This window comes from Nostoc piscinale CENA21 (assembly GCF_001298445.1).
GTDB lineage: Bacteria > Cyanobacteriota > Cyanobacteriia > Cyanobacteriales > Nostocaceae > Nostoc_B > Nostoc_B piscinale_A.
In genome coordinates this window covers 915942-940994 of record NZ_CP012036.1, presented here as the reverse complement: position 1 = coordinate 940994, position 25053 = coordinate 915942, and the positions used below count along the sequence as shown (strand labels likewise).

The following is a 25053-nucleotide window of genomic DNA, read 5'->3' as shown; positions in this document are numbered from 1 at the left end:
TTCACCCCCATGACTTCAATAGATAGAATCGAGTCTCCCGTTGCGTTCCCTGGCATGCAGGGTTCTCGCCGTATTCCTGGCGGAATTGCCACCCTTATTAATGCCTCAAACCAAGTAAGGCAGGTCAATACCGTAACTGTTGGCACAGCCGCCAATAGTACCGCCTACGGATTAATTATTGATGGCATCCTAATTGATTACACATCAGATGCTACAGCTACAGCTACAGAGATCCGCGATGGACTGATCGCCGCAGTTAATCTTACTGGGGTGGGAGTAGCCGCGATCGCCACAGGTGCAGGTACATTTACCCTTACTGGTTATCCTGGTGCTTCCTTCGATGCCACCATTCTTGGGGGTGGATCTGGTTACGCGATCGCCTCAACAACAGCCGCAGCTAATTCTTCTGCTATTGGTTTTGGTTTAGCAGTAGCTAGGGCAACATCTGATCCTGAAAATGTTGGCAGGCTACCCACCAGCGATCTCCAGAGATTCTTGGGCGTAACACTGCACAACCACAAGCAACAGCTTTACAACCCATCGGAGGGTCAATATAAAGCTGAGTATCGCCATACAGAACCAATGGCTGTAGTTCAACTAGGATCTGTTTGGGTAGCGGTGGAGTCTGCTGTAACACTAGACTCTAGTGTGTATGTGCGCGTATCCGCAGACGGTTCTTTAGACAAGATTGGCGGTTTTACTGGCACATCCGGTAGTGGTGTGATTCTTCTCCAAGGAGCTAAATGGATCACAGGTGGCACTGAAATAGCAGAACTGCTATTGAACGGAACAGAAATATTTGTAGACTAAAGAAAGGCAGAGAGCAGAAGGCAGAAGGCAGAAGGAAATGTGTCTTTGCTCTCGGTTGCCGAAAGTTTTCATTAAAAATGAATAACCACCTTCTGCCTTTTGCCTCCGAACTCCTGCCTTATTAAGAATGCTTAGACAAGTATTAGATGAAGGCGAAAGCGCCTTTCTAGACCAGCAATTAGAATATGTCCGCACTCAGGTTTATGAAAAGAAGATTCCTGAGTACAAATGCCGGATGCACATCCCCATTTCTCGTGAAGGTGGCCCCGGCGCGGAAACCATTTCTCATGATATGTATTCAGAAGTGGGGATGGCTAAAATCATCAATTCCTACTCTGATGATTGGCCTCGCGTGGACGTGGTAGCTAAACGGGTGCGAGTGGAAGTACGTCCGATTGGTGATAGCTACGGCTACAACTTCCAAGAAATTCGCTCAGCGGCAATGGCGGGGCGGAATCTAACTGACCGCAAGGCGATGGCGGCTAAACGGTTTATCATGAAAACTGAGAACCACCTTGCCTACCTTGGCGATCCTAGTTCTGATATTAAAGGACTCCTTACCTACCCCACAACCCCAAGAGTTTTAAGTGATATCAGGATTACAGATAGTACTGTATCCAATCAAACCAAGCTAGATCGCCTCAATTACTGGGCAAGAGTCCCTTGGTATTTGAGCGAGTTTGAAGTTACGGCTTGCCTCATGACCAAGGCAGATCATGGCTTCTTGAGCAGTACTTCGCGATCTGAACAGTCGGACACATTCTTGATGGATTTGTTCCGCAAAGCCAACCCTAATATCAATTTTGTTGATTGGTGTTCTCAATGTGAAGGTGCAGGGATTAACGGATCAGATATTATGATCTTCTTTGTGCGCGATCCTGAATGCGTAACCTTGAACGTTCCTAGTGATTTTGAGCAACTCCCTCCCGATGACAGTGGCAAAGAAGTTGTAATTTACTGCCATGAGCGGTTCGCTGGGGTAACGATGATTCAAGAGTTGAGTGCCGTGATTGTGGAGGGTCTGTAATGGCGCAAGCGCAAGTGTTAATTGAGTATAATCCTAGTCGGTTTTACCCTCCGCGCTCTGGCCCGTGGATCGCGGGAAGTGTAACTTTTGTCCCCGGTGTCAAGTCTTATGAAGCGTCTGACTGGGAATCCCTGACATCTCACCCCGTACTCGCTGGTGCTATCAATAGTTGTGTGGAAGAAGGGATTTTGCGGATAATTTCTCAGTCCTCAAAATCTTCCTTGTCCACAGAACCCGAAGTACCACCACTGCCGAAAAACCAATCAGAAGCGATCGCGCTGGTTAAGCGGACTTACAGCATGAGCTTATTACAGGGCTGGCAGAAAATTGAGAAACGCGCCAAAGTTCAGCAAGCCATTAAAGAGCAAATGACTACAGATACCCCACAAGTAAATGTGCCACCGCCAGAGGAGACGGAGGGGCAGGGGAGCGGAGGGGCAGGGGAGGAAGAATGATCACGCCATCAGACTTCCTCGCTAACTACGACGAATTCCAAACCCTGGAAGAATCCAAAATCCAAGCAGCAATTAACGAAGCGGCAGTTTTCTGCCCTGCTGATGTATGGCAAGATAAACGCGCACTGGCTGTATCTCTTGTGACCGCCCATATTTTAGCTATGCGGTGGCTACAAATAGGCGCGATTGCGGCAAGTGCTGTACAGAACGCCAAGGGTAAGGACGCAAACAACAGGATGGATTCTGATAGCTGGTTCACTGGTACTGTTTGGGGGCAACAGTATTTACAGATGCGGCGCGGACTTCCTGTTAGCGGATTTGTAATCTGATGGAACCAACACAAGATACTCGACCAAAAACCAACTACACACAGCAAATGATTTCTCTAAGAGATTGCATTGCTCCCTTAGTAGATGCTTTTGGCATCCCCACGGCGCGATCGCTGATCATCCAGCGCAGGTTTCAAGAAGATGGGCGGTTAAAGATTGAGTATTTTGCAGTTGAGCCAAAACCCATAATTGATCGTGTCCCTCCCGCGATCGCCTCTGCATTCAACACTGACTTGCAAATTAAGATTGATGATTTGCAAGTATCAGGAATTAGTCGGAAGTATCCCCGCGAATGGATTGTTGGTACAGGAATTTCTTATTTTGCTGATGCCCAGTTATTGCTAGATCGGATTGTAGGTGGTTTTGAGGCAGAGTTTGTCAGTATTGACGAACTCCCCTTGACTTGGAATTTGATTTTACGTCGTCGCACGGATGAAAGAAGAGGAATTTAAATGGAGCCAAAACCCGAACCGGTTACAACAACGCTAGAAGAATACCTTCGCGCTCATGAAGGCAAAGCTATTGATTTTGCGCTGAGGGTTGATTTCAATAGCCACGCGGAAGGACAGGTGAGCTTTTATATTCATCCTGTAAATGCAGACGGAGATACATTGGATTACAAAGTCAAAGGGAATACTGTTGAGTGTTTTACGCAAAAGGCGGTATAAGCAATGGCTGAGGGACAATCAGAATATTTAGCACATAAAGAGCTTGCTATCCTTCGCGGCGTAGCTTTTGAGTATCCCAGCGGCGGATTGCAATTGCATCTTACCAAGGATGTACCAAGTTCCACAGGCGCATACACAGATATAACTGGCACTGGATACGAACCCTACTCTTTGTTAACAACTCACTGGGGAAATGCAGCAAACCGCGAAATTGCCAATATTGCTGAACTGGAATTTGAAGTACCTACAACCGCATGGGATACCCCCATAGGCGTAGCGTTGACGGATACCGACGATAATGTCTGGTATTTTGGCACAAATGAGATTACCAAGATTATCAATGCAGGTGATCCTCCTTATTTTGATACTGGCAATTTGATTATTTCTAAGGCACTCCGCAAACAGTATTCCTCAACTTGGTGGGCAAATAAGCGATTAAATGTCCTTAAGGGCGTAAGCATTGCTCCACCACCTTTTGTTAAAATTGTCCTTCTTTCTTCCCCGCCTGATAATAGCGACACCATCCAAGAAATCAATGTTGCTGATTACGAATTTCCGATGGTTCCTTGTAATACATCCTACTGGAGTGCGCCATCAGGCAGAGCGATCGCTAACTCTCAAGTTATCGAATTCCCTAAGCCAGATGTAGACCTACCAGAAATAGCTGGTTTTGCCATTAAAGACGATGCGGATAACGTGATGTGGAAAGCACCCCTCACTCGCCGCGCTATTTACCGCAAGGATAAATTGTTTATTTCGCCAGGAAATTTAATTATTAAAGCATGAGGAAAGGCAGAGGGCAGAAGGCAGAAGGCAGAAGGAAAGATGCTGTTGCTCTCAATTGCCGAAAATTAACGCTACCCACGATTAAACAACCTTCTGCCTTCTGCCTCCGAACTTCTGCCTTTTTTTATGAGAGTAGGGCTAACAAGTAGAACGTTCTCCGACTTCAACACCGCATCCTCCCAAATCACTGCTTTCAACTTTTACCGCAGCATTGAAGGCAAAATCAATATTGATACGCCTTCACCCGAATGCACCCATAACGCATTTTTGGCGCTGCGATCGCCAATCTCGGTTAATGATGAATTACCAGGGGTGATTGCCAACACGAAACGGGCGATGATTTTAAATATCGATACCGACAGCAAAGATGAAGTATCAATGCTGGCTCTGCGGCGACGGAATCTCCCACTGCCACCAACAGGGCAACTGACTATTCTTAAAAGTACTGGCGAAGCACTTTTAGCTAATGCGACTTTGCGGCGCGGTGACACCACAATTATTCAATTAATTGCTATTGGCGATTTCCCGACAGAGCCTGAGATTGTGTTTGCCGCTAAAGACCAAATTGACGGTAAAGCATTATTTGTTAAAACCAATCAATTAAACCAAGGGGACATAGAAGTAACTGATATTTCTCCTTACGAATCTGAACTTGGCACCAATCAAAGGTTAGTTGCTCAAATAGTAATATATCCCAGTGATACAGCTAATTTTGTAGGTAGAAAAATTTTGTTTTACACAGCAGAAATAGTTGATAAGTTAGCAGATGAGGTTTATACATTAGAAACCAATAAGTTTACAGTCGAGCCGGACACATACAATTATTTTGCAAATAAATGAGATTTGTAATTACCAAAGATTCCACTAGAAGCAGTCCCAAGAATTCCACTTTTATTCGTGGCGATACAGAAGTTATCCGTGTCCGAATTACCGGACAATCTTTAGATCCTGAAAACTTTAGTTTCAAATTTACAGCAAAAGTAAATATTTCCGACCCTGACGGAGATGCTGTAATTTCCAAATCAAGTGCGAGTGGAGGGGGGATTACTATTAGTGCTATCAACCCAAACGTGATTGAGGCGGTAATAGCGATCGCCTCATCTGACACCGAATTACTAATGGACGGTGACGAGCTTTTTTATGACATCCAAATGAAAACCACTTCACCTGTATCAACCCGTACCTTAGAAAAAGGCAAGTTTAAGATCGAAGCAGACATCACTCAGGATGACTAATGAATATTGGAGAATTGCGCCAAGAGCTAAAAACATGGCTATCAGGAAAACTAAGAATAGATTGCTGGGGATTAGGATTACCTGATAGTATCAATTCTTCAGATAAACCCCCGTCGATTGGGTTGGACAAACCAGCACTTGATATTACGTTTTTAGAATCCCAAGGCTTTGGTAAGCAAAGAATCGTCACCACAGAAACCGTTATCCCCTTTCAAGTAATTTATCGCTTTGATGCTTCTTGGAAATATGATGACTTGCCTAGGTCTGACGCTGAAACAATCTTGACTCAAATACTTTTTGAACTACAAACACCAAGTTGCATAAATTTTGATATTTCGCAGCTAGAGCCATCTGGCAGTGTATCGATTGCCGAGCATAAAAACGGAGATAAATTATTAATATTTGAAATTGATATAAAAGCTCAGTTTCCTTTAGAAAATACAGTTATTAACACCAAAATATTTGCGCCATAACTGCTTTGAGCGATCGCTGCGATCGCCGAACAACCTGCGATGAATTCAGAACAAAAATATTTACTACAAATGCGCGTACTTCTGTACCACAATGTACCCAGATTCATTGCTTGCATCAAATCTCGTGGTGGCGTGAAACCAGAAGAATGGGAATGGCTACAATACAGCAAAGATACCAGCACAGAACACCCAGAGGGCATAATGGCGAGAGCCGATGAATACTTGGTATGTCCAAATAGCGTAGAAAAATTCAAAAAAGGATTGTCTGTTTTGGTAAAGGCGATCGCTATCATGAGCTTTGTCCCTGGTGGGATACACACTTTTGGTTTATGGTTTTCACCTGAAATTGACGGCTTTGTGGTGATTGAAGATGGTTCCACCGAAACCTGATCCTACAGGGCAAAAATTTGGGCGATTAACGGTGATCCGGGGTGATGGTAGATGTCCAAACTCAGATCGCCCACTTTACTTGTTGCAATGCGATTGTGGGAATACAGTAAGCAGAGTAAGGAATAGCTTTGATCGTAAATGCGTAGCTATTCCATCCTGCGGATGCTACAGGCAAGAAGTTAGGTTGCAAGCTGCTGCAAGCAAAAGCAAACCTGATTGTACAGGGCAAAGATTCGGCAGGTTACTTGTACTAGGGAAGGGCGATCGCGTCCCAGATAATCGAGGTAGTTATATTCAACTATGGAAATTGCAGTGCGATTGCGGGCAGCTAATTCAACGTCCTAGAAGCAGCTTTGAGGATAAAAATCAAATATCCTGCGGATGTGCAAGAAAGTTAGGATTGATTGATAATAAGCGTCGCCCTACAGATATCGCTGGGCAAAGATTTGGAAGTTTGGAGGCGATCGCGCTTACAGGTAAGAAAGATAAACACAATCAACCCACATGGTTGCTACGTTGTGACTGTGGGAATACCTGCAAATTTTCTTTAAAGTATCTCACTCACAAAAAGCATACGTGTCTGTGGATTAATTGCGGCGATCGCTCTAAACATCCTGAATTTAGTTGTTGGTATCCCCCAACCCCTAGTCCTTACCCAGTGGATGCAGGCAGACTTCTTGAAAAATACTTACGCCTAGCAGGACTGCCTTACAAAATTATTGATTCTAGAGTTGAAGACGAAAGGCGCGATCGCCTCATTCGTGCTTGCTGGATTATTACTTACAGGCGATCGCAGGGTGAACAGATTTCTGAGTTTTACGAAAAACGCTATATCAAAAAGCACCTAAAATACTGTTCAATTGATGTTTTTTGGCGGCGTAAACTTGAAGCCAATGGTGGTTTTTTGTATACTGTTGGCAACAAGAAAAAGGAAATAGGTGCAGCAATGACCAACGAAACATCGCTCGACTACCCTGAGATTGAACTTGAGGGGATTAATTTGCTGTCTACCAATAATCCGCTGCCACCAAAAAGATTAAAATTTCGTCGTTGCTAACCAAATATTATGCTCATCACCTCCCCTTACTTGCCCACCACACCCAAGGGCGATCGCACCGCAATCAACACTCAAATCCAATTCGACAGCAACTATTACGCGCCACTGGTGCGGATAAGTTATGGGGAAGATGAAACTTACACCACGACGAATACAGGTGGAAGCATTGCGCTTCCTAGTGATTGGGACACAGTGAACGCAATTGAAGTCAACGGGCAAATCCTCACACCTGCCATCGACCCTGAAAATCCTCAAAGTAACGAATTTTTATATAATCCCTACACCAAAACCATCCAGATTTCCCAAACGGGGGGCAGTATTAAGGTATTAGGCAGTAGAGAGCAAATCAAGATATCGCCTCCGCTACTTTTACCGCCTTACCCAGACCTATTTACTAAGTTACCTCTATCGGGAGCGATCGCTCTGAGCGAATCTTTTGAGCAGCACCCCACAGCGCAATTCGAGTTTGAGGTGACAGGAATTAGCAAATCATCTCTGCAAAATATCTTCAAGCCAGGAACTGAGATTGACTTATACGGCATTCCATTAAGAATTAATAGCTTATCTTTAACCGAATTACCCCGCGCCATCTATCCAGATAGCAGAATCAAGGTGTCAGCTTCATTAGGTGGAAGATGGGAGAATTATCTTGATCAGACATGCTTTCTCCGTAGTGATGGAAAAAACAGCACACCCACAGATCAACCGTTTCAAGATCCAGAGTGTGCGGTGAATTACAGTGCTACAAACGATCCAAATCGTAACACAACGATAGCCAGACTTTTAAGCAAGCTCGGCATCAACTACATTGGCCCAAATTTAGCGCCAGTGCAAATCCCCCAAGATACCCCAAGAGACGCAACAGTTAACCCAGCGCAGCTACTCGGCGATCGCCTGCGCCTTGCTAATTGTTTTGTCCGCTACTCCAATGCCCAAGGTATTCAAGCGGTTCCCATCAACAGTACTAGGGTGTGGACTTATCAAGAAAGCGATATTTTAGGGGAAGTTGAGACGAGTTATGAGGCGATCGCTAAGACTTCCAAAACAAGGTTGGGCGCGATGTCTTCGACAACCCCTTCGGGCAACGCTGACTACAACCCCACAATAGATTTAGTGAATTTCCCTTCTACTATTACCTCTGTACCTACGCCGATATTGAAAGCGGAAGGAGCGATCGCGCTAGGCTTCGAGTATCCCAACATTGAAGTGAGCGTTGACTTCACAGAGACCAACGCCAAAGAACAAGAACGCACCCAAGGGCAAACCCCAAGGTATGTACGCAAAGAACTTAAGCGGGACACCAGGACAGAAGGGGATAAAACAGCAGATGCACCCCTAGAAGGTGTAAGTGAAATCAAAACCATGTCCCTTTGTTTTGACATTGGCGGACAAACCAAATCTCGCAGCTATGTCACTGAAGAGAATGGCACGAAAATTCAAGTAATTGATGAAACTTGGGGATTTGCCTACACTGCCGACTCGATCTACAACGATGCCACAGGTAATTTATCAGGTGATCCTAGTATTTGGCAGTGTCTGAGACGAACCACAACTGATTATTACTACGACTACAACACGGGTTATCTACTTTACGTAATCACCTCCGGGTATAACACTGTACGCTACAAGCAAGAAAACCCCCAAACGCCGGAAACACTAGAGCTTGACCCCTCTGACGACGAATACTCGCTGTATGACTTCTTCCGCATCCCCGTGACTGGGCGCACCAGCTACTATCTCAAATTATTTCCTGAATATGTAGCCAGCGAAGGATTATTTGAGTTAATCAAGGTGTGCAATCGTGACGGCACAAGTTCACTCACCCCATTATTGAACCCAGACTACGCACCTCCCTACTACGTGGAATCGGAACGCACTGAAATGGTGGCGTTTGCTTCTCGAAAAAATATTGAAGATGGGCAACCCGATTTTATCGTGGGGGAAGAATCGCGCTATCAGATATCCCGCCAAGTCATCCCACCAGAATACAAAGAGAAAACGACTGGTTTTGAGAACGGCTACCCCATTGTTGAACGCGGCGATTTACTGACACCCCAAAAAATCCTTGAGCATCACATTGAGTTCAAAGCCCAAGACCAGCAAATTGCATCAGCGGTTGAAAAGGTCTGGACTGAAGAAATCACTGGAGAATTAACACTTGCAACCAAACGCAACCCGCTTTATGCCAAGGAAGAACCAGCACAGGATACCAAGCAAACCGATACCAACGACCAGCAGCAATACAGGTATTTAGTGCAGAGTGCAGGGTATACAGTAAACGACCCTGTGAATGGTAGTGAATCTGTGCCACTAGCTAAAACCTGGGATGAAGCCTTGGTGTATCTAAGGTGTAAGTTAGCTATCGAGAATTGGCGCAATGGATTTACTGAGTCGTTGCAAATTGGTGGGAACTTGCAAATTCGCAGCGGGGACAGATTCAATTATTGGTGCAATGGCGAGTATCGGCAAAGGGTAGTTTTGAGCGTGCAGACTCAACTAAATATTCTGGGTGTCGTTGACGGAGTGCCACGCATCACCTACGCCACATCACTCACGCTTGGCTCGTGGGTAAATCCGCCAATTACCTATAGTAAAATAGCTTTACCCAAAGAACCAAAAGCCCCGACAGCTAATCTGAGTGTGTTTAATGTTGTTTCTGAGACGTTGGGGAGTGTTTTGGATTGGGCGACAATTAGAAGTAGAAGAAATTTTTGAGACAAAATAAGAGTTACGTAACATGAATTATGAAGGTAAGTTTCCTGTAACAGTTGCAGATTTAATTGAAGAACTGCAAAAGCTTAAACCTGACGCGATAGTGTATATACAAGACCATGAAACAGGGAATCTTTATGATTTATCTGCTGTTGTCTCTGGTGGTCAGACTGTTGAGTTGAGATTTAATGATGATGACGATTGACGTAGATAGATAAAACTGAGACAAAATACAAATTACGTACATTAGAGGCGATCGCGCCATGATTCACCCCGACGAATTGACCGAGACTCAAATAAAAGAAATCCTCAACGATTTTGTAACAATACTGGCATTTCACGAGGGATATTCTCTCAAAGAAGAACACGAGATGCCAGCAGACGATCCTAGAATGGTTGGATGGAAACAAACAGCAGAATCACTGTGGGATGCTGTTAAAGGAGCGATCGCGTGACTAAGTTTAGAAAAAAGCCCGTAGTTGTTGAGGCTATGCAATTCAATGGAATGGATAGTTACTTAAAGATTGTTGAGTGGATGAAAGCCTGTGGTGATACTACAGCAATGGCGGATGAAATTAAATATTCTCACCCAATAATGTTGATTCAAACTCTTGAAGGCACGATGGCAGCCAACCCTACAGACTGGATTATTAAAGGGGTGAAAAACGAGTTCTATCCTTGCAAAAATGACATTTTTGTGGAAACTTACGAAGAATGCGACAGTTAACATGTATTTGAAAAGTTTGGCTGGAGGCGATCGCGTAATGAATTATTCGCTATTCGACGTTTTAGACTTCATAAACTTTGAATCTGGAAACATCGACTGGGATGATCTGTGTGAAATAAACAAGAATTTTAGGATGAACTCTCAATTAAGAGGTGAAATCTGGAGTTCATCGCAACTTATTAAGACTTGGTGGGTGCTATGGAAATTTACGCCTAGTTTTCGTATGGCAGATTTTATATTTTCTAAACTGTTTGGCGGACATATAACAATAGGAGATTTGACTATTTTTGGATGCAATGCAATGATGTTTGCTTTTCAACTGCATACCAAAAAAGGTATTTGGTTGTTTCGTCCTCCTTGCTTCAACCTATATAAACACAAATTTACTTGGGGAAGACTGTATTTATCTCCTGACGGAACGCCAAGAAATCCAAGAGCAAGGATTTATTATGGCAAGAATGATTATTAAGCGAGGAGCGATCGCGTGACTACTAGATACTTGTTGTAACTTTGGCAGATGACATCAGGAGTGATGACGCGGAAGCTTTAATAACTGCATTAAAAATGCTTAAAGGCGTTATTGATGTTACCCCTCAAGAATCAACAAGTTCAGATCATATTGAGCAGTCGCGGGTAAAAGTCCAGATTAGAAAAGAACTTTATGCTTTTATTGAAGAAAAATTACAATAGGAGCGATCACCCCTCTGATAACTGTTTACTGATAACTGATGACTGTATGTACACAACAGCAAAAGCGGCAGAACCGTGGCGATCACTATTCGCCAAAATCAAAAAAACCGACATTGGACTAGAGATAAGTTTACGCGGTGAAACATACGCGATCGCGCCTGATAAGCGCACATCTCAAATACAGGGAACAAGTATCAAGCAGTATAGATGATGTTGGCTTTACGTTGTTTCACACCCAAAGAAAGGTTGATTTGTGAATTACTTGCTAGAGGTATGAGTTATAAGGCGATCGCCTCTCGCTTGGGAATAAGTCAGAGAACAGTTAATTACCACGCCTGCAATATATACAGCAAGCTTGGGGTTGCTAGAAAGACGGGTGGTCTATTACAAATACTGCAAACCAATAAAATCAGTACGCCTGCGACAGTTTTGTGTAGAAGCAAAGAAGAACGTCTTAAGGTGTATCAGTTGAGAAAAGAGGGTTTGTCAATGGCAGAGATAGCCATTAAATTAAAAATCACCAAAGAATCTGTTCACCAAAATATTAGTTCAATACACGGATTTTTGAAATCCAAAGGCGTTAAGCTTCCAATTACATATTCGGGGAATAATAATCGCAAGTGTTCAGTTCCCTGATATGACCAAATTACCTCTACCCGGAATTAAATTAATCAAGCTGTTTGAAGGCTGTTCTTTGGAAGCTTATCCCGATCCGCTATCTGGAGGAAAACCAATCACAATTGGATGGGGTTGCACCAAAAAAATTAGATGGTAGTGAATGGAAGTTGGGCGATAAAATTACACAAGAACAAGCCAACGATCTACTCATTCATCAATTAGAGAATGATTACCTGCCAAAACTAGAAAAAATCCCCTGCTGGCATGAATTAAACGAAAACCAGCAAGGCGCATTACTCAGCTTTGGCTATAATTTAGGGGCTAGTTTCCACGGTGCGCCCAATTTCAACAGCATGACCACAATGCTAAATACTAAGAATTGGGGTGCAGCTAGGGAAGTATTTGTCAAATACCGCAACCCAGGTTCCAATGTTGAGGCAGGATTAAAAAGGCGCAGGTTAGCCGAAGCTGATTTATTTACTCGCCCAGTAACTAATTGAGTGAATTGTCGCCCCCGCATTCCCAAGGGAGTAAATCAATCCTTCCCTCAAAGCATCCTGTCTGATAAAATTACCATCACTATCGATTTTCCATTCCTCTGCATAACCAGCAATATTGGCAGTCTTCATCGCCTCATTGATTTGGGAGATGAAGATTTTATTTTTTACTAGGTTGTCAGTCACAAGGCGATCACGCACATATTGACTCGAATCAATTAATTCGGGGAATAAATTAACCCCGGCAAAGCTATTAAGGGAAGATGGCAATATAGCTTGAAAGCTGGACGCACCGCAAAGTAGATATTCAAACACCGACCCGCTATCAAGTAGAACTTTGCCTTCGGTTGTTGCGAATGAGACGAATGGAGCGACAATAACAGAATCAACAGCGATCGCTAAAGATAAATCGCCAGAACTAAAGGTGTAACTAGTGATACTACCCTTTGCTAAATAACTGGACATAGCATCTTTAATTTTGCCTAGAATTACATCCTCGCCCACCAAGCTATCAAAAAATTGGGTCAGGGTAATTCCATGCACTAACAAGAAAGAGTCAGGATCTATGAGTATAGTAGTTGGTGGTGTAGCGATCGCTGTAGTTGATTCATCCAAAGAAAAGCCTTGAGTCAAACAAATAAATTTATCGGAATTGGTAACACGGTTGTTTAAGTAATAGGTTGAACCTCTTGTATATGTGATATCGCCGTCGTTATTGCGATAACTGAAACCCATTTCTTCTCGAATAAAGCTTACACCCCTAGTTATCAAAAAATTACCAGTGATTGTATATACCTGGTCGTTCGTCACTTGATCATAATCAGACACATAAGAAAAAGAAGAAGCCCCTGAAGGGAGAAAAGTATTATTAGTTGTATCTTCTACAAAAGTTCCAGTTACTAAGGTGCTAGTTGGATTGAAATCTTGGAAATTATTGATAGTATACAATCCGTTATTATAGGCAGAGCTTGTTTTATTAATATAAAAATTTTTAGTTTGAATATTAAAATCATTTTCATTTGTTTCCCTGTAAGGTTCGCAAAACAAGTTACCGCTTTCTGTGGTGACAAACTGACAATAAGCCGTAAATACACTTATCCCGCTTCCCTCAAAAAGCGCATCCCAAGGTGGAGCAATAAAAAGATTTTGAGTTTCAATTCTGGCGCTAAGATCCCCGTCTTCGCCTGAAGGTTCCGTTATCACTGGGTCTGTAAAGCCCGTTCCTGGAATAATTTCAGGACTTATCCAGGTTGCCGCTCCCCTAAAAGCAAGGAAGGTATTGGAGTCATTCAGTAATACGTTGTCGGCAAAATCATATTGCGTACCGTTGATATTGTTGACATATCTACAATAATTCTCCTCTGCTAGTTGATACTTAATCGATATATCGTATTGAGATGGTTTGCCTTTATTTGTAATGTAAGCACCTTGAATTGTCGCAGAATTAGGAACAGTGGCGACAAGTATAGGTGTAGGGCGATCGCCCCCTACATAAAACCTCCTCTCACCCCCATCAACCACAGAAAACAACACTTTAAAATTCGCTGGTACTATCTTTTCTGTGGTTGGTTTGGTTCTGCGAGCTTGAATTACGCGAGTATTTTTTTGTACTGGTTCCACCTTTTGAGTGTTCACCAAATAATACTGCCCATCATCAGCAAGAATCGCCAAGCATTCACCTGCTTGAATATTGTGGTGATAGGTTGCTTGCACTCGTTTTCCGTCGATCTTAATCCAGACGCGATCGCCTACCTTGCCGCCCTCGGCTGTTATAGGGAAGAAGCGGTTTAGTTGGTTAAATAAGTCTTGGAGTTGTCTGTCTGTGGGCATAAAGTAGATGAGCGGTGGGAATCCGTCTTAAATTATGACCGAAGAAGCAAGGGGGAAGGGAGCAGGGAGCAGGGGGAGCAAGCCCTTCCCCCTTGCTGTGGAGCGGAGCGGAACATGGGTACAAGCCCCCGTCCTTCTAGGACGTTTAGACGGGGCGGAGTCCAAGCTTCGTCCCGGTTCTCCCCCTTGCTCCCTGCCCCCTGCCCCTTTTCCTCTTGTTGACCGAAATATCCTGAGTTCTGGCTCCTTTTTATTATTTATTGTCGTACACTATTGACACCTCATAATTAGTGTACGACAATAAATATATTGAGGTCGAAATAAGGCAATGAAAAACCAAATCGCACAAATCCTAAACGTCAAAGAAAATCAAATAATTGAAATCCGTGAATAGGCGTTTGTGTATTGGGTGAAAGTTGCTGGACGTAGACCCACTTTAGTTAGCAAGAAACAAGTGGAAAAAGAATACTTTGCAATTCAATGCAAGGCATTTGACGAAAAACAAAAGAAAGATATTTGGCTTTACGTTCGCCACATGAGCAAGGGTTGGGTTCCTGTTAGCGACAAGCCAGAGGACGCTTGCAGATTTGAAACCGTAGCTTACGCTCAATGGGCTTCTGACAGGCTCAAAGGCGAAACTCGTGTAATTAAAGCACCTGCTCAAGCTCAAGGTAGATTATACGTCTCTAGCAAATAAGTTGAGGTTGATTATGTACGAACTAGATATCTTGTCTGGAAAAATAACTATTGAGTCAGTTAATAAAATAGAATTGCGCCCCACAAAAAAACAAACTAAATGGGGTACGCATTCTTCCGGCAATTACGATTGTTATGTGGGCGAGAAAAAGATAGGAGAGATAATCAATTCAGAGGATGGCACATGGGAAGCCAGAGCAGAAGACCACGCAACAATACAGGGATTTGCAACTTACGAATACGCGGCGGAGTATTTAGAATTTGTTGCAAGAACAATTTCCAAATCTATTCCAGAGCCGTTCTTTGATTTAGGGTGGGAATAGTGCCTAAGATCCACTACAAACATCCGCAACTCGGATATCACGCTTGTGGGGTAAGGATTAACTCTCTGTCAAAGTCATCAAGCGATATTAAGCAAGTAAATTGTCAAAAATGCCTTGAAACCGTGACAGGTAAGAGGCGATCGCCCGGAAAGCCGGTTACAGGAAAAGCCAAAATAAAAGTCACGATTCGTCTACCGCAAGAGTTGGTAGATTGGATTGATAAACAAGGCGATCGCACTTCAGTGATTACTTCGATTTTAGCTGATCGCCGCATCAGGACTCGGTATCCACCCAATAGTTGAGTTAATCCAAATAAGATTCAATTGTCTGTAATCTTTAGCAAAAGTCACGGGACTTGCTTGGGTTGCAGACTTAAATTTTTGCCCGTTGAAATTGATATTCAGGGCATTCGTCCCCAAAGACCCACGACCAAGAATTGTGATATTGTCTCCTGTCGTGGGTGATGCGGGAAGGGTGAGGGTAAAAGATGCACCCGAAGTATCAGCAATGATGCGATCGCCTGCTACGGCTGTGTAATTTGCGGATTTCGTAGTCCAGGTATTTCCTGCTGGGCCTTGTGGAATAGTAAATCGCAGTCGAGCAATATTCGATAAGGTACTAAGATTTTCAACAGATGCAGGCGTTCCGGCGGGAGCCGTAATTGTCGAATCAATTTCAATTGCAGGTGGCTCAAATGTCCCTGGATACTCAGGAATACAAGGCGGTGAATCGTGGGAGACGGAAGATATTTGACTGCCATCGTATTCAAAAGCAAATGCGGCCCTATAGTTAGCTGCGGTAAATGTGCCGCCCGTGGTGGTTGTTGGCGTAGCTGTTCCTGGGGCAAACAAACAAAAATCACTTGCAGCCGCAGGGACGCTAGGAACAATTGTTCCTGAACTCCAGTTGGTGATCGTGAATTGTTGGGTGGTTCCTGGCAGAACCAAAAACCCTGTAAATTCCCGAATCTCTGAAGTGTCTTGACGCTGTAAATAAATCCGGACTTTTGGTGGATTGAATATAGCTTTGGTATTGTCTGCCAGTACATCAGGGTAATCGCTGCGGACTGTACCATAACCCCCAGAGTAGGGATAAGCACAGGTAACTCGAACCGCTTGAGTTGCCGTCACCCCAACATAGCTACTCCATGCCCCCGCACTCGATAGACCACTCGCAGTCCCCACAACTGCCCTAATTGCTTCACTCGCCGATGGTGTATACGTACTGGGTTCTGTAAATACTGCGCCGTTCCCGTTGATAATTACTTTCTGCCCTGTAGTGCTGGGCGAAAGTCCTGAAAATGTGCGCCGGGGTTTACTAGGGAAATCGTAACCGCCTACACAAGCAGTTCCCTCAAGCACGTCGTAATTCAGTCCAGAACCAGGAACTACGCGATAGTAGTCATCTTGAGGATAAACAAAACCATCAGGGAGTATCTTGCCTAGTGGGTTGTAGTCGCCTGATTGGGGGCGAATTGCTGGGTATATTCCAATGATTGAATCAGGAACAACCTCATTATTTAGTTCGGCAACCGAGAAGTAAGGCTTGATCGCAAGCGCGATCGCCTCCCCCACTGCCAAATCATCAGCAGTCACAAAAGGCGTAGTTAGCTTGGTGTCCAAGAAAAAAAACGCACCGCAGTTAGGGAAATTGTTGCCATCCCCATCTGTAGTGCGAATCGTCCCGTCTGACTGAACGTATCCAATAAACTTGACCAAGAATAATCCCGACAACAGATCAGGCGATCGCTTGTTGTTGAACTCAATCTCAATCCCAAACTCAATTCCCGCAGGCAGCGAAGTATCGTTATCGTTGTAAATCCATAACTGTTGCTCCCAGCTAGGTAAAACCTTACTCAACCCCACATCGCCAGGATAAGGGGGAGTTGGGCGAACAGTGTCGGGGTTGATTGTGTCGATGGCGCGATCGCTCCCCACGCCAGATTGAGTATCTGATACATAAGTACTAGCGCCACCAATTCTCACCCATTGGCCAACATCCGCAGAAATTACGTCAACACTTGGATCTAAATCTGAATCCGCACGATATTCATACCATTTGCTTTCGCTTGTTACCCAACGCACTTGACCGTCTAGGCGATCGCTTCCTGTGGGAAAGTTATAGGGATCTGCAACTGTTGGCGCAAGGGCAATGTGAGCAGGGCGAGAAAGGACAATACTTTGAGGTAGGGTGACGCGGGTTGATTGCGGGTTTACGCCTACGCCGAATAAATAACCAGGATAACGGGCGATTTGTACATGGGTAGATGGGTCACTGGTTGTCCCCGCTGATACTACAAAATAATGAATATCCCATCCCGCTTTCATCACAGTACTGGGAATTGTGATTGTAATTTTCTGCCCAGATGTATAGGCGATCGCGCCGCTAACAGAAGGGATATTAAACCCAGCGCGATTTTGTAACTGAAACGAAAAATACAGCGTACCCGAACCTGTGAGACTGCCACCACTAGCAACTGCAACGGTAAAGGCTGGGCAAGTTTCGCCAACGCCTGCATACTGGGAAATTAACGCCACTAGCTCACCTCAATCAACCCTGATTGATTATACGTGAACGGCATATTATTCGTAGAGGCGATCGCTCTCCATCCTGCTGCTTCCTCTGCTGTTGGTGGTGTTTCGCTTCCTGCGATCGTATTGTTCCAAAGCACCGCAAATATCTGCATATTAAACGGAACACCAGCAGCTAAAGATAAAGCCAAAGCCTCAACCCTGCCCCCGTCTAGTTGGTTGGATGTGTTGCTACGAATCCTGTTGTAAGCAGCATTTTGAAACATTGCAGTATTAAATCCAACCCAGTTAGGCGTAGGTGCAGGTGGTACGCCATTATCAATTTCTGTTTGCCGTTCTAGTAAAAACTCTTGATAATCAGCATCAGATATGAATTTTTGCCATTCTGTACTGCCATCTTCTACGTAGAAGATTTCAATTTGTCCTGGAGGATCAAATTGGATTCTTTTGATTGTTTTAGCCATATTAAATACTCATTTTATAAAGTACAAACTCATTGTGCGTAGCTCTTGCTGTGGAAGATGATCTAGATGCCGAACCTGTATTTGTTTGGAAAAGCGTCACAGTCACCGCATCCCCAACAAGTAAGGGAATTTTAGCTACTCCACCTATAAAACCAAAAGCGTCAGTAGAAGCTCCCCTATCGTCAAGGCGATAAAGTGTAGTATTACCTCCGCTTAATACGGATACTTCCAGAAGCATACGAGTGCAGCTAGAAGAAAAAACAAAGCGAACCTCTACCGCATATTCCCCAGCATCACCAGACTGCACAGTATATGTGCCAGTAGAGGTATTCATTCCTCCGGCAGTATCTATGACTGTCGTATCCCAAACAATTACTACTGAAGAGTTGTTTGTAAAATTACTCTGTGCTGCAATACGTCTTACTTTCAAATAAGGACGGTTTGCTTTGATATCGGAGGATACTGATGTGACTCTTCCCCCAATATTGACACTACCACCTATACCCGCACCGCCCGGAGTAACGATTGAGCCTGTAGTTGTATTCGTGCTTGCAGTGGTGTCGGCTGTTTTAATTGCCCCGCCAGTATTGATCGCCTTTTCTACCCCTAAGCCACCTTCTAGAACCAAGCACCCATTATCTTTAGTGGTTGATTGCGTTGTGTCTGTAAGTATTTTTATGCCAGCAATGCTTTGATTACTGTAGAGATTGACTGATTTTAAGTAAGCCTCCGCGATTGCTGCTTGGGCGTTTGGTGATAGTATGTCAGCAGAAGTGCTACCAGTTGGCGTAAACTGAACTTCACTAGCTGGATTTGAGAAGATGAGGGCAGGCATAGAATAGCTATTGGAGTTGAGGAAATATTAGCGCGATCGCATCGGTTATGAACAGTTATGATAGCTGATCACTGCTTACTGATAACTGATATGTGGCAACAGTCAACTCAAACCCCTCCTCATTGGTGGCAACTGCAACTAGGCAATGGATTAATTCAAGTCAGAATTAAATACAAATCTGCGCCTGACATTTTACGTTGGGGTGACAACGACGAAAGCGGCTATTGTGTGTCGATTGGTAGTGGAATTAATTACCGCGAAAAAATATTCCCCACACTTTCAGAGGCTAAAGCATGGGGAGTTAAAGAGGCTAAGTTGGTTTTGCGTCAGATGCGGAATGAGATAAGTCCGCAGATTAACTGGTTATTCGCTTTGTGTTTGCTGCTGTTAGGTTTTATTGGTGGGGTGTGGTTAGCTTGGTTTCAACCCGTGGCTAATATCGCTGTTCTGTCGATCATTCCTTGGTTGGTAAGAATTGCTTCAGGATATTGACACCAACTAGGTTGCTTGTATCTTGAAATAAACTGCCCCCATCTTATTTTTTGCCCCAAGACGTGGTTTTGCTCTTCCTTGGTTAATTCGTGCCAGTACTGTTTCACCGCGATCGCGCCTCAATCTATTCATTCTGAGCCAAAATGCTTTTCTCTTGCTTGTCTCATTTCTGTTATGAGTTCCCGTTGTTCAAGTGGTTTTTGAGCCACAACTTTGGCATTTAACCAAGCTTGGATGCGTTCATGGACTAGCGCGATCGCCTGAGTGTAACTATTTGCTTCTACACCTTGTATTTGAACCCCGTGGTCTTTGACCGTTGCCAGCAACAATTCTAATTCCGTTGCTTGCTGAGTTGTTAATTCTAGGTTTAGTTTCATCGCGATCGCACCTCAAATTAATTCTTCTAGTTTTTCGATCAGCCACCTGATATGTTCAGGCGGCTCCAGTTTAGCTACCGATACCTGACTTTGATTGCTTTGAAACTTCGCCTACGTGTCTAGCTATCATTTTTGCTACGCGATGATCATTGTCTCGAAAAGATTCTTGAAGCAAATTCGGTGCCACATTCCAAGTAGTTCTTTGTTCCCCCTCCGAATTCCAGGAAAACTCATAAGCCCATTCTCTTTTATTATGTCTGTACCGAATATCAACAATAAAATTACTCTCCAATATTTCGACGATCTTTTTCCCAAGGCTGACCGCCCAAACAATCACGTCTCCGGGAATATCGTAATCTGCATCTGTCCAAACCAGTAAGTGGCATTGCTCTGTCTTCTCTTCTTGTATCAAATACATACGCGCCTCAAATTAATTCATCCAATCTTTCGATCAACCACTTGATATGCTCAGGTGGCATCGAATTAAGCTGTTGATACCTGACTTTGATCTCTTGAAGTTTTTGCCTATCTGTGGGACTGAAATTATTGTCAATCATTTCGCCGTTGACCAAATATTTACCCTTAGGCAAGTTATCTAGGCTTAGTTTTGGTGTGGGGTCAAATTCGTCGTTATTTTCTGGGTTGAAATCTATTTTCATGCTTGGCGTGGGTTGCGTGGGGAGGCGCGATCGCTATGGTACACCTAGCAGTGATCGCGCTTCTCAGGAACAATTGTTCCTGAAAATATTGTGCTAAGGACTAGGACTTAAGGGATCGAATCTTATTGCTGTATCTCTCCAAAAGTTCCGGGTTGTCATGCTGGTAATAAAGCACGCATATTGCATCGTATTTTGATGTATTCACATCAGGCTTATACATTTCTTTTTTTACCAGCCTCCACCTGTGTTCTTGGTTTCCTCTTTGTCCGACCGTGTAATTGAACTTGAGTTCACATTCAATATCTTTATTCAATATCTCTTCATCCGCGTACCACCGAGAATGCTCATCCAGCAGGAATGACGCTGGTGACTCGTATTTTAAAAAAAACTTGGATTCCACCTTCTCTATTCACGATATCAATCTCCTCCTCCAAAAGTTGTTTGTTTTCCCGAAAAACGACAAGTCACCGTACCGTCGCCGTGATCTATAAGTCCTATGTATCTACCAAAGCCGCGCGACGCGCCCATTTTGCGACAGGTATCAGAATTGCCGTACACAGTATGCCTGTTCTCTTTCTCTGTGTCCCAAGTTGCAAAAACCTGCCCATCCTGGGTGGACTGGATTACATAAGTTTTCTTTCCCTTTCTGTGACTCCAGAAGTAATAACCAATTCCACCCACGGTAGCTACACCAATCAAAACGCAACCCACACCAGCAGTCCCGGCACAAAACGCGGCTGGTGCTAATACTGCGGGATTAGCTTGAGATGGACGAGGGGAGAGACAAGAGATAGAGATCGCGCTTACGAGTACTAAGCTTGTGAATTTTCTCATTTTTCACCACCTTTGAACATCTCACAAGCAAGCGCATACAAATCATCAACCACATCGAGTGATTCAGCTACATCTAATGGCGCTGATTTACCGTTGGCCGCACGGATACCCAAATCGATATGAAATCTGTACTTGAATTCTCTGTACAATTCTCGCCATGCGTCGTTGTGCCTGACTGATGTTTTGTGGCAGTACTCGCGAATTAATTTGTTAAGATTCGATCTAGTGGTTTTAACTGGGACTGGTTTAGTAGCTGGAGGAAGTTCCTTGAGTGCTGACTCCGCATCTGATTGAACTTGCTTAATAGTGGCAACGTCAGATTTTACTTGCTCAAGGCTTAACTCTATGCGTTGCTGTCTTTTCTCTTGTTCAACCAGTTGCTGTGCATACATCAAAAGCATTTCTGATGTACTTTTAGGCGCTGACAGTGACTTTGCTATTTTTTCGCATTCTAAAAAATACATCCTGACTTCGCGCCCTTTATCGGTTCCACACATCATGCCCCACTGTTTAAGGCATTCCACCGTGAGGCAAATATCTTCACTTGGCCTGCCACCCAATGGGTTTTCCTGAACTCCCAGGAAAACCTCATAATCTAATCCTTTGACAAATCCGCACTTTAAAAACTTAGACTTGGCATTATCCTTTCTGCTGTACCCTAGCCACTGCCAAGCATTTTCAAAATCAACCGGGAACGTATCTAGTGAATCGTAAAGCGATCGCGCCACATCAATATTAAAATTAGTCATGTTGACCTCTAACTCAGGTTAACCGCGCCCAGGATGTTTACTCCATCGCTGGGCATGTTAATATACTACCATCGTATACAATGGAATGTAAAGATGGTAGGCAAAGTTAGAGACGAAAAGACAGGTAAGTACACGGTCAATCCGGATAAAGGGGTTTTGCTGTCTGTAAGAGTCGATCAAGGTGATGTAGAGTCGCTTAAGGGTATGCTTGCCGAAGGGGAGACAATCAGTGACAAAGTGCGAGAAGCGATCGCGCTATACATCAGGAACAATTGTTCCTGAGACTATTCGTCACCTGCTTGTAAATTAGCCTTCTTTGCTCTCCCCTTGGCTTTGTATGCACCAAAAGTCTTAGACCTGATCTCAAGCTCATCAACGCCAAATTTTTTAGACTTAATTCGTTGTGATCGCTCTAATAGCTCAAGTCTTCTGATGACGTATTCCTCAAGCGCCTTAACCAAGATGGTTGATTTATCGTCACCCAATGCGCCACCCACCTCTAAAGCTAGTCGGTAAATTTCTCGCGGAACATTACCACGAAATTCAACTTTGTCAAAGGCTACAACATCATCCCCATTTAACTTGCCACGCTCTGGATGATTCTCAATGTCTGCTTTCAATTCCTCGGCGGTGGTCGGTTTTTTCCTAGAAGTCATTGTCTATCGTTTATTAGTTTGCTCGTATTTTACGCGCTATTAGAGCAACAATTCAAATCTCGTGCTAGTATTTCAACAGAATCAAGACCGCCTTGGAGGTGTGAGCAAGACACCACCAAGACTTCCCCAACCGTAGAAAACGGCTACAGTAGGAGCAATTACAATTATGACTGCCGAAGAGCAAAAACGTGAATATGTCTTAAACGCGATCGCGTCGTATCCATCACAACAGCAGGCCGCGATCGCGCTTGGTACTTGTCCAAAAGTAGTTAGCCAGTGGAACACCAATAAAACCAAACCCAGAGATTTGGCGGTTAGGGTCGTGCAGTTACTGCGAACGCTTCAAGAGGCGGGGATTGAGCCGCCACCACCAATAATTTTTTAATTAATTTACTTTAGTTATTGCCCGCCTAGTGCGGGTTTTTTATTATCTATTCATAAGTCGCAATGAGTAAAAGTAAATGCCAAATCCAGCAAATATTCCAAGCACAATATTCAGTTCGCCCGAATTAATTATTGATGACAAAACCGTGACTTTTGTAGACAGGAAAAAAGAGCGCGGTGAAGAAACCAAGATTATCTATACAGCGCCAACTCAAGAATTTTCACTTGCTTTAAGAGGTGCAAATGATTGATTTGTTGATAATAGGTGGTCTAGCTGCTTTAGTTAGCCATGCCAAGAATCAAAGCTACGAAGGCAAAGTAGAAAAGCTGCAACAAGACTTGATGAGTGGGAGAATAAATCCCCAGCAAGCACAATCAAAATACAGCGAAATTGTGCAGACTGAAATCGATAAAATACCATCCCAAGGAATGACGCTACCACCTAATATTAAACAAGCATTTGAATCAGGACTTGACTATAAACAACTTGCCGGAAAGGTAGACCCAGATACTTACAACTTTTTAGAGCAAGCATACTGGTATGGCGACTGGGATTGCAGTAAGAAAAACAGCAAAAACAAGCAATAGTTTCTCAAATCCCCAGTAGGACAAAGCCACAGTGAGTAAACGTGAAACAAAGTCACAGTGAGGTACTTTTTGCACGAAATAGGAGCATTTTGAGGTGAGATGAGCAATAGTTTAGCAATCGTACTAAAACTAATCGAGGATGAGCGAGTTTTTAAAAAACGCTTTCCTTGATAATTATCTGACCCGCCAGGAGTGGGGAAAGCTAATCGGAATAAATCGTAAAACCATAGCGCGTTGGGAAACAGAAATAATTCAACAAGTACCACCTGTAAAAGCGCAGTACTTCCCACTAGATAGAAGCATTAGGGCGCATTACCTAGACAACTACCAAAGGTTTTTGATTGCTTGTATTTTGGTGGCGAAAGGGGGACTTGAGAGGCGATCGCGCTCCTATGAATCAGTAATCAAATTCCTGAAAGTAAACTTCAGCGATCTAAAACGTGAAAACTTTGAACAGTGGGTGAAAAACAATGTATAGCTTTACACGCGAGAAATTATATGAATATTTTGCAAGTGATTACACGCCTGAAATTGTTGACAGAGCGTTGATTATATTTGCTCAGAACGGTGCAGATATCGACCCCCACGGTGATGAATTCTCATTTGAAATCACCGAGCAATTAGAAGACACCTTCAAGCAAATAAATCGAGAACTCGGTAAACAAAATAGATTAGAGCAAGGACAACCATTAACAGCAATTGAAACACAAGCGATGTCTGCGACAACCCCTTCGGGGAACGCATCCAAATTCTCAACTCACTCCAACCCACAGTTAATGGCGGCAATGATCCGCTTGGTGACAGAAGAAGCGATCGCCCAAGGCGCGGCCTTAAGCCAAATCAAGTCCCAAGTAATTGGGAAAGTATTGGAACAGGGTGATTTGGAGATTGCTAAATCCTTGCTCGGTCGCACTCAACAAACATCTAACTTTGTAATTGAACTTGCCAATGACCGCGATCGCGTCAAAAAGATGATCGCTGGATACGGTATTAATCAAGAACCAGATGTATTAGACGCATTCTTGGAAGAAGTGCGCGGTAATTCAGATGGGGTGAAGATGGCAGTCAAGGCGATCGCTCCATCTCAAGAGAAAGAATTCGATCTGGATGCTTTCTTGCTGGAGGCAGGTAAATAATGCTGACAGCAAGAACGTGGCGTAA

General features: G+C 43.8%; 41 protein-coding genes. 30 read left to right on the top strand and 11 right to left on the bottom strand.

Annotated features, from left to right (window positions below; all coding sequences use genetic code 11):
* Positions 1-54 precede the first annotated feature (54 nt).
* The 21 genes from ACX27_RS04285 (at position 55) to ACX27_RS30620 (ending at position 12477) form a co-directional block, all read left to right on the top strand.
* Positions 55-810: a structural cement protein Gp24 gene (locus tag ACX27_RS04285; RefSeq protein WP_062288892.1), complete on the top strand. Its 756-nt coding sequence runs from the start codon at positions 55-57 to the stop codon at positions 808-810.
* Positions 811-937: 127 nt separating this feature from the next.
* Positions 938-1837 (top strand): major capsid family protein, encoded by a 900-nt coding sequence (locus tag ACX27_RS04280; RefSeq protein WP_062288889.1) that lies wholly within the window; start codon positions 938-940, stop codon positions 1835-1837.
* Positions 1837-2292, top strand: coding sequence for a hypothetical protein (locus ACX27_RS04275; RefSeq protein ID WP_062288886.1), 456 nt, complete (start codon positions 1837-1839; stop codon positions 2290-2292). Before ACX27_RS04280 ends, ACX27_RS04275 begins: the two co-directional genes overlap by 1 nt.
* Entirely contained in the window at positions 2289-2621 is a 333-nt protein-coding gene (locus ACX27_RS04270) for a DUF4054 domain-containing protein (protein ID WP_062288883.1), read from the top strand. Before ACX27_RS04275 ends, ACX27_RS04270 begins: the two co-directional genes overlap by 4 nt.
* Positions 2621-3073 carry a hypothetical protein gene (locus ACX27_RS04265; protein ID WP_062288881.1) on the top strand — a complete coding sequence of 151 codons (453 nt, stop codon included), beginning with the start codon at positions 2621-2623 and terminating at the stop codon, positions 3071-3073. The genes ACX27_RS04270 and ACX27_RS04265 overlap by 1 nt, the downstream gene beginning before the upstream one ends.
* Positions 3074-3289 (top strand): hypothetical protein, encoded by a 216-nt coding sequence (locus ACX27_RS04260; protein WP_062288878.1) that lies wholly within the window; start codon positions 3074-3076, stop codon positions 3287-3289.
* A gap of 3 nt (positions 3290-3292) precedes the next feature.
* On the top strand, positions 3293-4075 hold the full coding sequence (locus ACX27_RS04255; RefSeq protein ID WP_062288875.1) for a phage tail fiber protein: 783 nt from the start codon (positions 3293-3295) through the stop codon (positions 4073-4075).
* A 126-nt stretch (positions 4076-4201) separates the two neighbouring features.
* Positions 4202-4915 (top strand): hypothetical protein, encoded by a 714-nt coding sequence (locus tag ACX27_RS04250; protein WP_062288873.1) that lies wholly within the window; start codon positions 4202-4204, stop codon positions 4913-4915.
* On the top strand, positions 4912-5310 hold the full coding sequence (locus ACX27_RS04245) for a hypothetical protein (protein WP_062288871.1): 399 nt from the start codon (positions 4912-4914) through the stop codon (positions 5308-5310). The genes ACX27_RS04250 and ACX27_RS04245 overlap by 4 nt, the downstream gene beginning before the upstream one ends.
* Positions 5310-5783: a hypothetical protein gene (locus ACX27_RS04240; protein WP_062288868.1), complete on the top strand. Its 474-nt coding sequence runs from the start codon at positions 5310-5312 to the stop codon at positions 5781-5783. Before ACX27_RS04245 ends, ACX27_RS04240 begins: the two co-directional genes overlap by 1 nt.
* A gap of 39 nt (positions 5784-5822) precedes the next feature.
* Complete coding sequence (locus ACX27_RS04235; protein WP_062288865.1) at positions 5823-6173, top strand: hypothetical protein; 351 nt, start codon at positions 5823-5825, stop codon at positions 6171-6173.
* Positions 6154-7230 carry a hypothetical protein gene (locus ACX27_RS04230; protein WP_144427396.1) on the top strand — a complete coding sequence of 359 codons (1077 nt, stop codon included), beginning with the start codon at positions 6154-6156 and terminating at the stop codon, positions 7228-7230. The genes ACX27_RS04235 and ACX27_RS04230 overlap by 20 nt, the downstream gene beginning before the upstream one ends.
* Positions 7231-7239: 9 nt before the next feature.
* Positions 7240-9945 carry a hypothetical protein gene (locus tag ACX27_RS04225; RefSeq protein WP_062288859.1) on the top strand — a complete coding sequence of 902 codons (2706 nt, stop codon included), beginning with the start codon at positions 7240-7242 and terminating at the stop codon, positions 9943-9945.
* A gap of 22 nt (positions 9946-9967) precedes the next feature.
* Positions 9968-10147, top strand: a complete 180-nt coding sequence (locus tag ACX27_RS04220; RefSeq protein WP_062288854.1) for a hypothetical protein — start codon at positions 9968-9970, stop codon at positions 10145-10147.
* Positions 10148-10205: 58 nt separating this feature from the next.
* Positions 10206-10397, top strand: a complete 192-nt coding sequence (locus ACX27_RS04215) for a hypothetical protein (RefSeq protein ID WP_062288852.1) — start codon at positions 10206-10208, stop codon at positions 10395-10397.
* A complete protein-coding gene (locus ACX27_RS04210; RefSeq protein WP_200929903.1) occupies positions 10394-10669 on the top strand; it encodes a hypothetical protein in 276 nt (91 codons plus the stop codon). The genes ACX27_RS04215 and ACX27_RS04210 overlap by 4 nt, the downstream gene beginning before the upstream one ends.
* A 37-nt stretch (positions 10670-10706) precedes the next feature.
* Positions 10707-11138, top strand: coding sequence for a hypothetical protein (locus ACX27_RS04205; protein ID WP_144427395.1), 432 nt, complete (start codon positions 10707-10709; stop codon positions 11136-11138).
* A 41-nt stretch (positions 11139-11179) separates the two neighbouring features.
* The gene (locus ACX27_RS04200) at positions 11180-11359 is read left to right on the top strand and encodes a hypothetical protein (protein ID WP_062288846.1); all 180 of its coding nucleotides are present in this window, start codon (positions 11180-11182) and stop codon (positions 11357-11359) included.
* A gap of 46 nt (positions 11360-11405) precedes the next feature.
* Positions 11406-11570 (top strand): hypothetical protein, encoded by a 165-nt coding sequence (locus ACX27_RS32220; RefSeq protein WP_158507339.1) that lies wholly within the window; start codon positions 11406-11408, stop codon positions 11568-11570.
* Entirely contained in the window at positions 11567-11995 is a 429-nt protein-coding gene (locus ACX27_RS04195; RefSeq protein ID WP_062288843.1) for a LuxR C-terminal-related transcriptional regulator, read from the top strand. Before ACX27_RS32220 ends, ACX27_RS04195 begins: the two co-directional genes overlap by 4 nt.
* Positions 11996-12099: 104 nt before the next feature.
* Positions 12100-12477, top strand: a complete 378-nt coding sequence (locus tag ACX27_RS30620) for a lysozyme (RefSeq protein WP_335337759.1) — start codon at positions 12100-12102, stop codon at positions 12475-12477.
* Here the strand turns inward: ACX27_RS30620 and ACX27_RS04185 are convergent.
* On the bottom strand, positions 12451-14304 hold the full coding sequence (locus tag ACX27_RS04185; protein WP_062288840.1) for a hypothetical protein: 1854 nt from the start codon (positions 14302-14304) through the stop codon (positions 12451-12453). The genes ACX27_RS30620 and ACX27_RS04185 overlap by 27 nt on opposite strands.
* 454 nt (positions 14305-14758) lie before the next feature.
* Between ACX27_RS04185 and ACX27_RS04180 the strand changes: the two genes are divergently transcribed.
* The 3 genes from ACX27_RS04180 to ACX27_RS31505 are packed head-to-tail and all read left to right on the top strand — an operon-like array spanning position 14759 to position 15625.
* Positions 14759-15001: a hypothetical protein gene (locus tag ACX27_RS04180; protein WP_235526495.1), complete on the top strand. Its 243-nt coding sequence runs from the start codon at positions 14759-14761 to the stop codon at positions 14999-15001.
* A gap of 13 nt (positions 15002-15014) precedes the next feature.
* Positions 15015-15323 carry a hypothetical protein gene (locus ACX27_RS04175; RefSeq protein ID WP_062288833.1) on the top strand — a complete coding sequence of 103 codons (309 nt, stop codon included), beginning with the start codon at positions 15015-15017 and terminating at the stop codon, positions 15321-15323.
* Positions 15323-15625: a hypothetical protein gene (locus ACX27_RS31505; protein ID WP_144427394.1), complete on the top strand. Its 303-nt coding sequence runs from the start codon at positions 15323-15325 to the stop codon at positions 15623-15625. The genes ACX27_RS04175 and ACX27_RS31505 overlap by 1 nt, the downstream gene beginning before the upstream one ends.
* On the opposite strand, the gene ACX27_RS04170 is transcribed toward ACX27_RS31505, so the two are convergent.
* From ACX27_RS04170 to ACX27_RS04160, 3 genes are read right to left on the bottom strand one after another with little or no spacing between them, the layout of a single operon-like run.
* Positions 15581-17860 carry a hypothetical protein gene (locus tag ACX27_RS04170; RefSeq protein ID WP_062288830.1) on the bottom strand — a complete coding sequence of 760 codons (2280 nt, stop codon included), beginning with the start codon at positions 17858-17860 and terminating at the stop codon, positions 15581-15583. The genes ACX27_RS31505 and ACX27_RS04170 overlap by 45 nt on opposite strands.
* Complete coding sequence (locus ACX27_RS04165) at positions 17860-18318, bottom strand: hypothetical protein (RefSeq protein ID WP_062288827.1); 459 nt, start codon at positions 18316-18318, stop codon at positions 17860-17862. Before ACX27_RS04165 ends, ACX27_RS04170 begins: the two co-directional genes overlap by 1 nt.
* 1 nt (position 18319) lies before the next feature.
* Positions 18320-19153: a hypothetical protein gene (locus tag ACX27_RS04160; protein WP_062288824.1), complete on the bottom strand. Its 834-nt coding sequence runs from the start codon at positions 19151-19153 to the stop codon at positions 18320-18322.
* A 90-nt stretch (positions 19154-19243) separates the two neighbouring features.
* Between ACX27_RS04160 and ACX27_RS04155 the strand changes: the two genes are divergently transcribed.
* Positions 19244-19645 (top strand): hypothetical protein, encoded by a 402-nt coding sequence (locus ACX27_RS04155; protein ID WP_062288820.1) that lies wholly within the window; start codon positions 19244-19246, stop codon positions 19643-19645.
* Between the two features lie 6 nt (positions 19646-19651).
* On the opposite strand, the gene ACX27_RS34810 is transcribed toward ACX27_RS04155, so the two are convergent.
* The 7 genes from ACX27_RS34810 to ACX27_RS04115 all read right to left on the bottom strand — a co-directional run bounded on the left by ACX27_RS34810 (position 19652) and on the right by ACX27_RS04115 (position 22920).
* On the bottom strand, positions 19652-19777 hold the full coding sequence (locus ACX27_RS34810) for a hypothetical protein (protein ID WP_256364382.1): 126 nt from the start codon (positions 19775-19777) through the stop codon (positions 19652-19654).
* On the bottom strand, positions 19774-20022 hold the full coding sequence (locus ACX27_RS04150) for a hypothetical protein (RefSeq protein ID WP_062288817.1): 249 nt from the start codon (positions 20020-20022) through the stop codon (positions 19774-19776). Before ACX27_RS04150 ends, ACX27_RS34810 begins: the two co-directional genes overlap by 4 nt.
* Before the next feature lie 70 nt (positions 20023-20092).
* Entirely contained in the window at positions 20093-20440 is a 348-nt protein-coding gene (locus ACX27_RS04145) for a hypothetical protein (RefSeq protein ID WP_062288814.1), read from the bottom strand.
* A 7-nt stretch (positions 20441-20447) separates the two neighbouring features.
* Positions 20448-20681, bottom strand: coding sequence for a hypothetical protein (locus ACX27_RS04140; RefSeq protein ID WP_062288810.1), 234 nt, complete (start codon positions 20679-20681; stop codon positions 20448-20450).
* 417 nt (positions 20682-21098) lie between these two features.
* Positions 21099-21515: a hypothetical protein gene (locus tag ACX27_RS04130; protein WP_062288805.1), complete on the bottom strand. Its 417-nt coding sequence runs from the start codon at positions 21513-21515 to the stop codon at positions 21099-21101.
* A complete protein-coding gene (locus ACX27_RS04125) occupies positions 21512-22264 on the bottom strand; it encodes a hypothetical protein (protein WP_062288802.1) in 753 nt (250 codons plus the stop codon). The genes ACX27_RS04130 and ACX27_RS04125 overlap by 4 nt, the downstream gene beginning before the upstream one ends.
* Before the next feature lie 284 nt (positions 22265-22548).
* Positions 22549-22920, bottom strand: a complete 372-nt coding sequence (locus ACX27_RS04115; RefSeq protein WP_062288796.1) for a hypothetical protein — start codon at positions 22918-22920, stop codon at positions 22549-22551.
* Between the two features lie 166 nt (positions 22921-23086).
* Between ACX27_RS04115 and ACX27_RS04110 the strand changes: the two genes are divergently transcribed.
* From ACX27_RS04110 to ACX27_RS04095, 5 genes are all read left to right on the top strand, one after another.
* Positions 23087-23305: a helix-turn-helix domain-containing protein gene (locus ACX27_RS04110; RefSeq protein ID WP_062288794.1), complete on the top strand. Its 219-nt coding sequence runs from the start codon at positions 23087-23089 to the stop codon at positions 23303-23305.
* A 76-nt stretch (positions 23306-23381) separates the two neighbouring features.
* Positions 23382-23555 (top strand): hypothetical protein, encoded by a 174-nt coding sequence (locus ACX27_RS32215; protein ID WP_158507338.1) that lies wholly within the window; start codon positions 23382-23384, stop codon positions 23553-23555.
* Positions 23548-23892 (top strand): hypothetical protein, encoded by a 345-nt coding sequence (locus tag ACX27_RS04105; RefSeq protein ID WP_062288791.1) that lies wholly within the window; start codon positions 23548-23550, stop codon positions 23890-23892. Before ACX27_RS32215 ends, ACX27_RS04105 begins: the two co-directional genes overlap by 8 nt.
* Before the next feature lie 139 nt (positions 23893-24031).
* Positions 24032-24370 (top strand): hypothetical protein, encoded by a 339-nt coding sequence (locus ACX27_RS04100; protein WP_062288776.1) that lies wholly within the window; start codon positions 24032-24034, stop codon positions 24368-24370.
* Positions 24363-25028 carry a hypothetical protein gene (locus ACX27_RS04095; RefSeq protein WP_062288772.1) on the top strand — a complete coding sequence of 222 codons (666 nt, stop codon included), beginning with the start codon at positions 24363-24365 and terminating at the stop codon, positions 25026-25028. Before ACX27_RS04100 ends, ACX27_RS04095 begins: the two co-directional genes overlap by 8 nt.
* The last annotated feature ends 25 nt before the right edge of the window (positions 25029-25053 follow it).

Coding starts and splice junctions, on each gene's coding strand:
- ACX27_RS04225 (WP_062288859.1), top strand. CDS start 7,240: ATGCTCATCACCTCCCCTTACTTGCCCACCACACCCAAGGGCGATCGC.
- ACX27_RS04215 (WP_062288852.1), top strand. CDS start 10,206: ATGATTCACCCCGACGAATTGACCGAGACTCAAATAAAAGAAATCCTC.
- ACX27_RS04100 (WP_062288776.1), top strand. CDS start 24,032: ATGAGCGAGTTTTTAAAAAACGCTTTCCTTGATAATTATCTGACCCGC.
- ACX27_RS04270 (WP_062288883.1), top strand. CDS start 2,289: ATGATCACGCCATCAGACTTCCTCGCTAACTACGACGAATTCCAAACC.
- ACX27_RS04195 (WP_062288843.1), top strand. CDS start 11,567: ATGATGTTGGCTTTACGTTGTTTCACACCCAAAGAAAGGTTGATTTGT.
- ACX27_RS04280 (WP_062288889.1), top strand. CDS start 938: ATGCTTAGACAAGTATTAGATGAAGGCGAAAGCGCCTTTCTAGACCAG.
- ACX27_RS04130 (WP_062288805.1), bottom strand. CDS start 21,515: ATGAGAAAATTCACAAGCTTAGTACTCGTAAGCGCGATCTCTATCTCT.
- ACX27_RS04140 (WP_062288810.1), bottom strand. CDS start 20,681: ATGAAAATAGATTTCAACCCAGAAAATAACGACGAATTTGACCCCACA.
- ACX27_RS04285 (WP_062288892.1), top strand. CDS start 55: ATGCAGGGTTCTCGCCGTATTCCTGGCGGAATTGCCACCCTTATTAAT.
- ACX27_RS04175 (WP_062288833.1), top strand. CDS start 15,015: ATGTACGAACTAGATATCTTGTCTGGAAAAATAACTATTGAGTCAGTT.
- ACX27_RS04105 (WP_062288791.1), top strand. CDS start 23,548: ATGATTGATTTGTTGATAATAGGTGGTCTAGCTGCTTTAGTTAGCCAT.
- ACX27_RS04220 (WP_062288854.1), top strand. CDS start 9,968: ATGAATTATGAAGGTAAGTTTCCTGTAACAGTTGCAGATTTAATTGAA.
- ACX27_RS04150 (WP_062288817.1), bottom strand. CDS start 20,022: ATGAAACTAAACCTAGAATTAACAACTCAGCAAGCAACGGAATTAGAA.
- ACX27_RS04095 (WP_062288772.1), top strand. CDS start 24,363: ATGTATAGCTTTACACGCGAGAAATTATATGAATATTTTGCAAGTGAT.
- ACX27_RS04185 (WP_062288840.1), bottom strand. CDS start 14,304: ATGCCCACAGACAGACAACTCCAAGACTTATTTAACCAACTAAACCGC.
- ACX27_RS04110 (WP_062288794.1), top strand. CDS start 23,087: ATGACTGCCGAAGAGCAAAAACGTGAATATGTCTTAAACGCGATCGCG.
- ACX27_RS04260 (WP_062288878.1), top strand. CDS start 3,074: ATGGAGCCAAAACCCGAACCGGTTACAACAACGCTAGAAGAATACCTT.
- ACX27_RS04240 (WP_062288868.1), top strand. CDS start 5,310: ATGAATATTGGAGAATTGCGCCAAGAGCTAAAAACATGGCTATCAGGA.
- ACX27_RS32215 (WP_158507338.1), top strand. CDS start 23,382: ATGCCAAATCCAGCAAATATTCCAAGCACAATATTCAGTTCGCCCGAA.
- ACX27_RS04250 (WP_062288873.1), top strand. CDS start 4,202: ATGAGAGTAGGGCTAACAAGTAGAACGTTCTCCGACTTCAACACCGCA.
- ACX27_RS04145 (WP_062288814.1), bottom strand. CDS start 20,440: ATGTATTTGATACAAGAAGAGAAGACAGAGCAATGCCACTTACTGGTT.
- ACX27_RS04265 (WP_062288881.1), top strand. CDS start 2,621: ATGGAACCAACACAAGATACTCGACCAAAAACCAACTACACACAGCAA.
- ACX27_RS04235 (WP_062288865.1), top strand. CDS start 5,823: ATGAATTCAGAACAAAAATATTTACTACAAATGCGCGTACTTCTGTAC.
- ACX27_RS04115 (WP_062288796.1), bottom strand. CDS start 22,920: ATGACTTCTAGGAAAAAACCGACCACCGCCGAGGAATTGAAAGCAGAC.
- ACX27_RS04255 (WP_062288875.1), top strand. CDS start 3,293: ATGGCTGAGGGACAATCAGAATATTTAGCACATAAAGAGCTTGCTATC.
- ACX27_RS04230 (WP_144427396.1), top strand. CDS start 6,154: ATGGTTCCACCGAAACCTGATCCTACAGGGCAAAAATTTGGGCGATTA.
- ACX27_RS04275 (WP_062288886.1), top strand. CDS start 1,837: ATGGCGCAAGCGCAAGTGTTAATTGAGTATAATCCTAGTCGGTTTTAC.
- ACX27_RS04205 (WP_144427395.1), top strand. CDS start 10,707: ATGAATTATTCGCTATTCGACGTTTTAGACTTCATAAACTTTGAATCT.
- ACX27_RS34810 (WP_256364382.1), bottom strand. CDS start 19,777: ATGAATAGATTGAGGCGCGATCGCGGTGAAACAGTACTGGCACGAATT.
- ACX27_RS04155 (WP_062288820.1), top strand. CDS start 19,244: ATGTGGCAACAGTCAACTCAAACCCCTCCTCATTGGTGGCAACTGCAA.
- ACX27_RS32220 (WP_158507339.1), top strand. CDS start 11,406: ATGTACACAACAGCAAAAGCGGCAGAACCGTGGCGATCACTATTCGCC.
- ACX27_RS04125 (WP_062288802.1), bottom strand. CDS start 22,264: ATGACTAATTTTAATATTGATGTGGCGCGATCGCTTTACGATTCACTA.
- ACX27_RS04245 (WP_062288871.1), top strand. CDS start 4,912: ATGAGATTTGTAATTACCAAAGATTCCACTAGAAGCAGTCCCAAGAAT.
- ACX27_RS04165 (WP_062288827.1), bottom strand. CDS start 18,318: ATGGCTAAAACAATCAAAAGAATCCAATTTGATCCTCCAGGACAAATT.
- ACX27_RS04160 (WP_062288824.1), bottom strand. CDS start 19,153: ATGCCTGCCCTCATCTTCTCAAATCCAGCTAGTGAAGTTCAGTTTACG.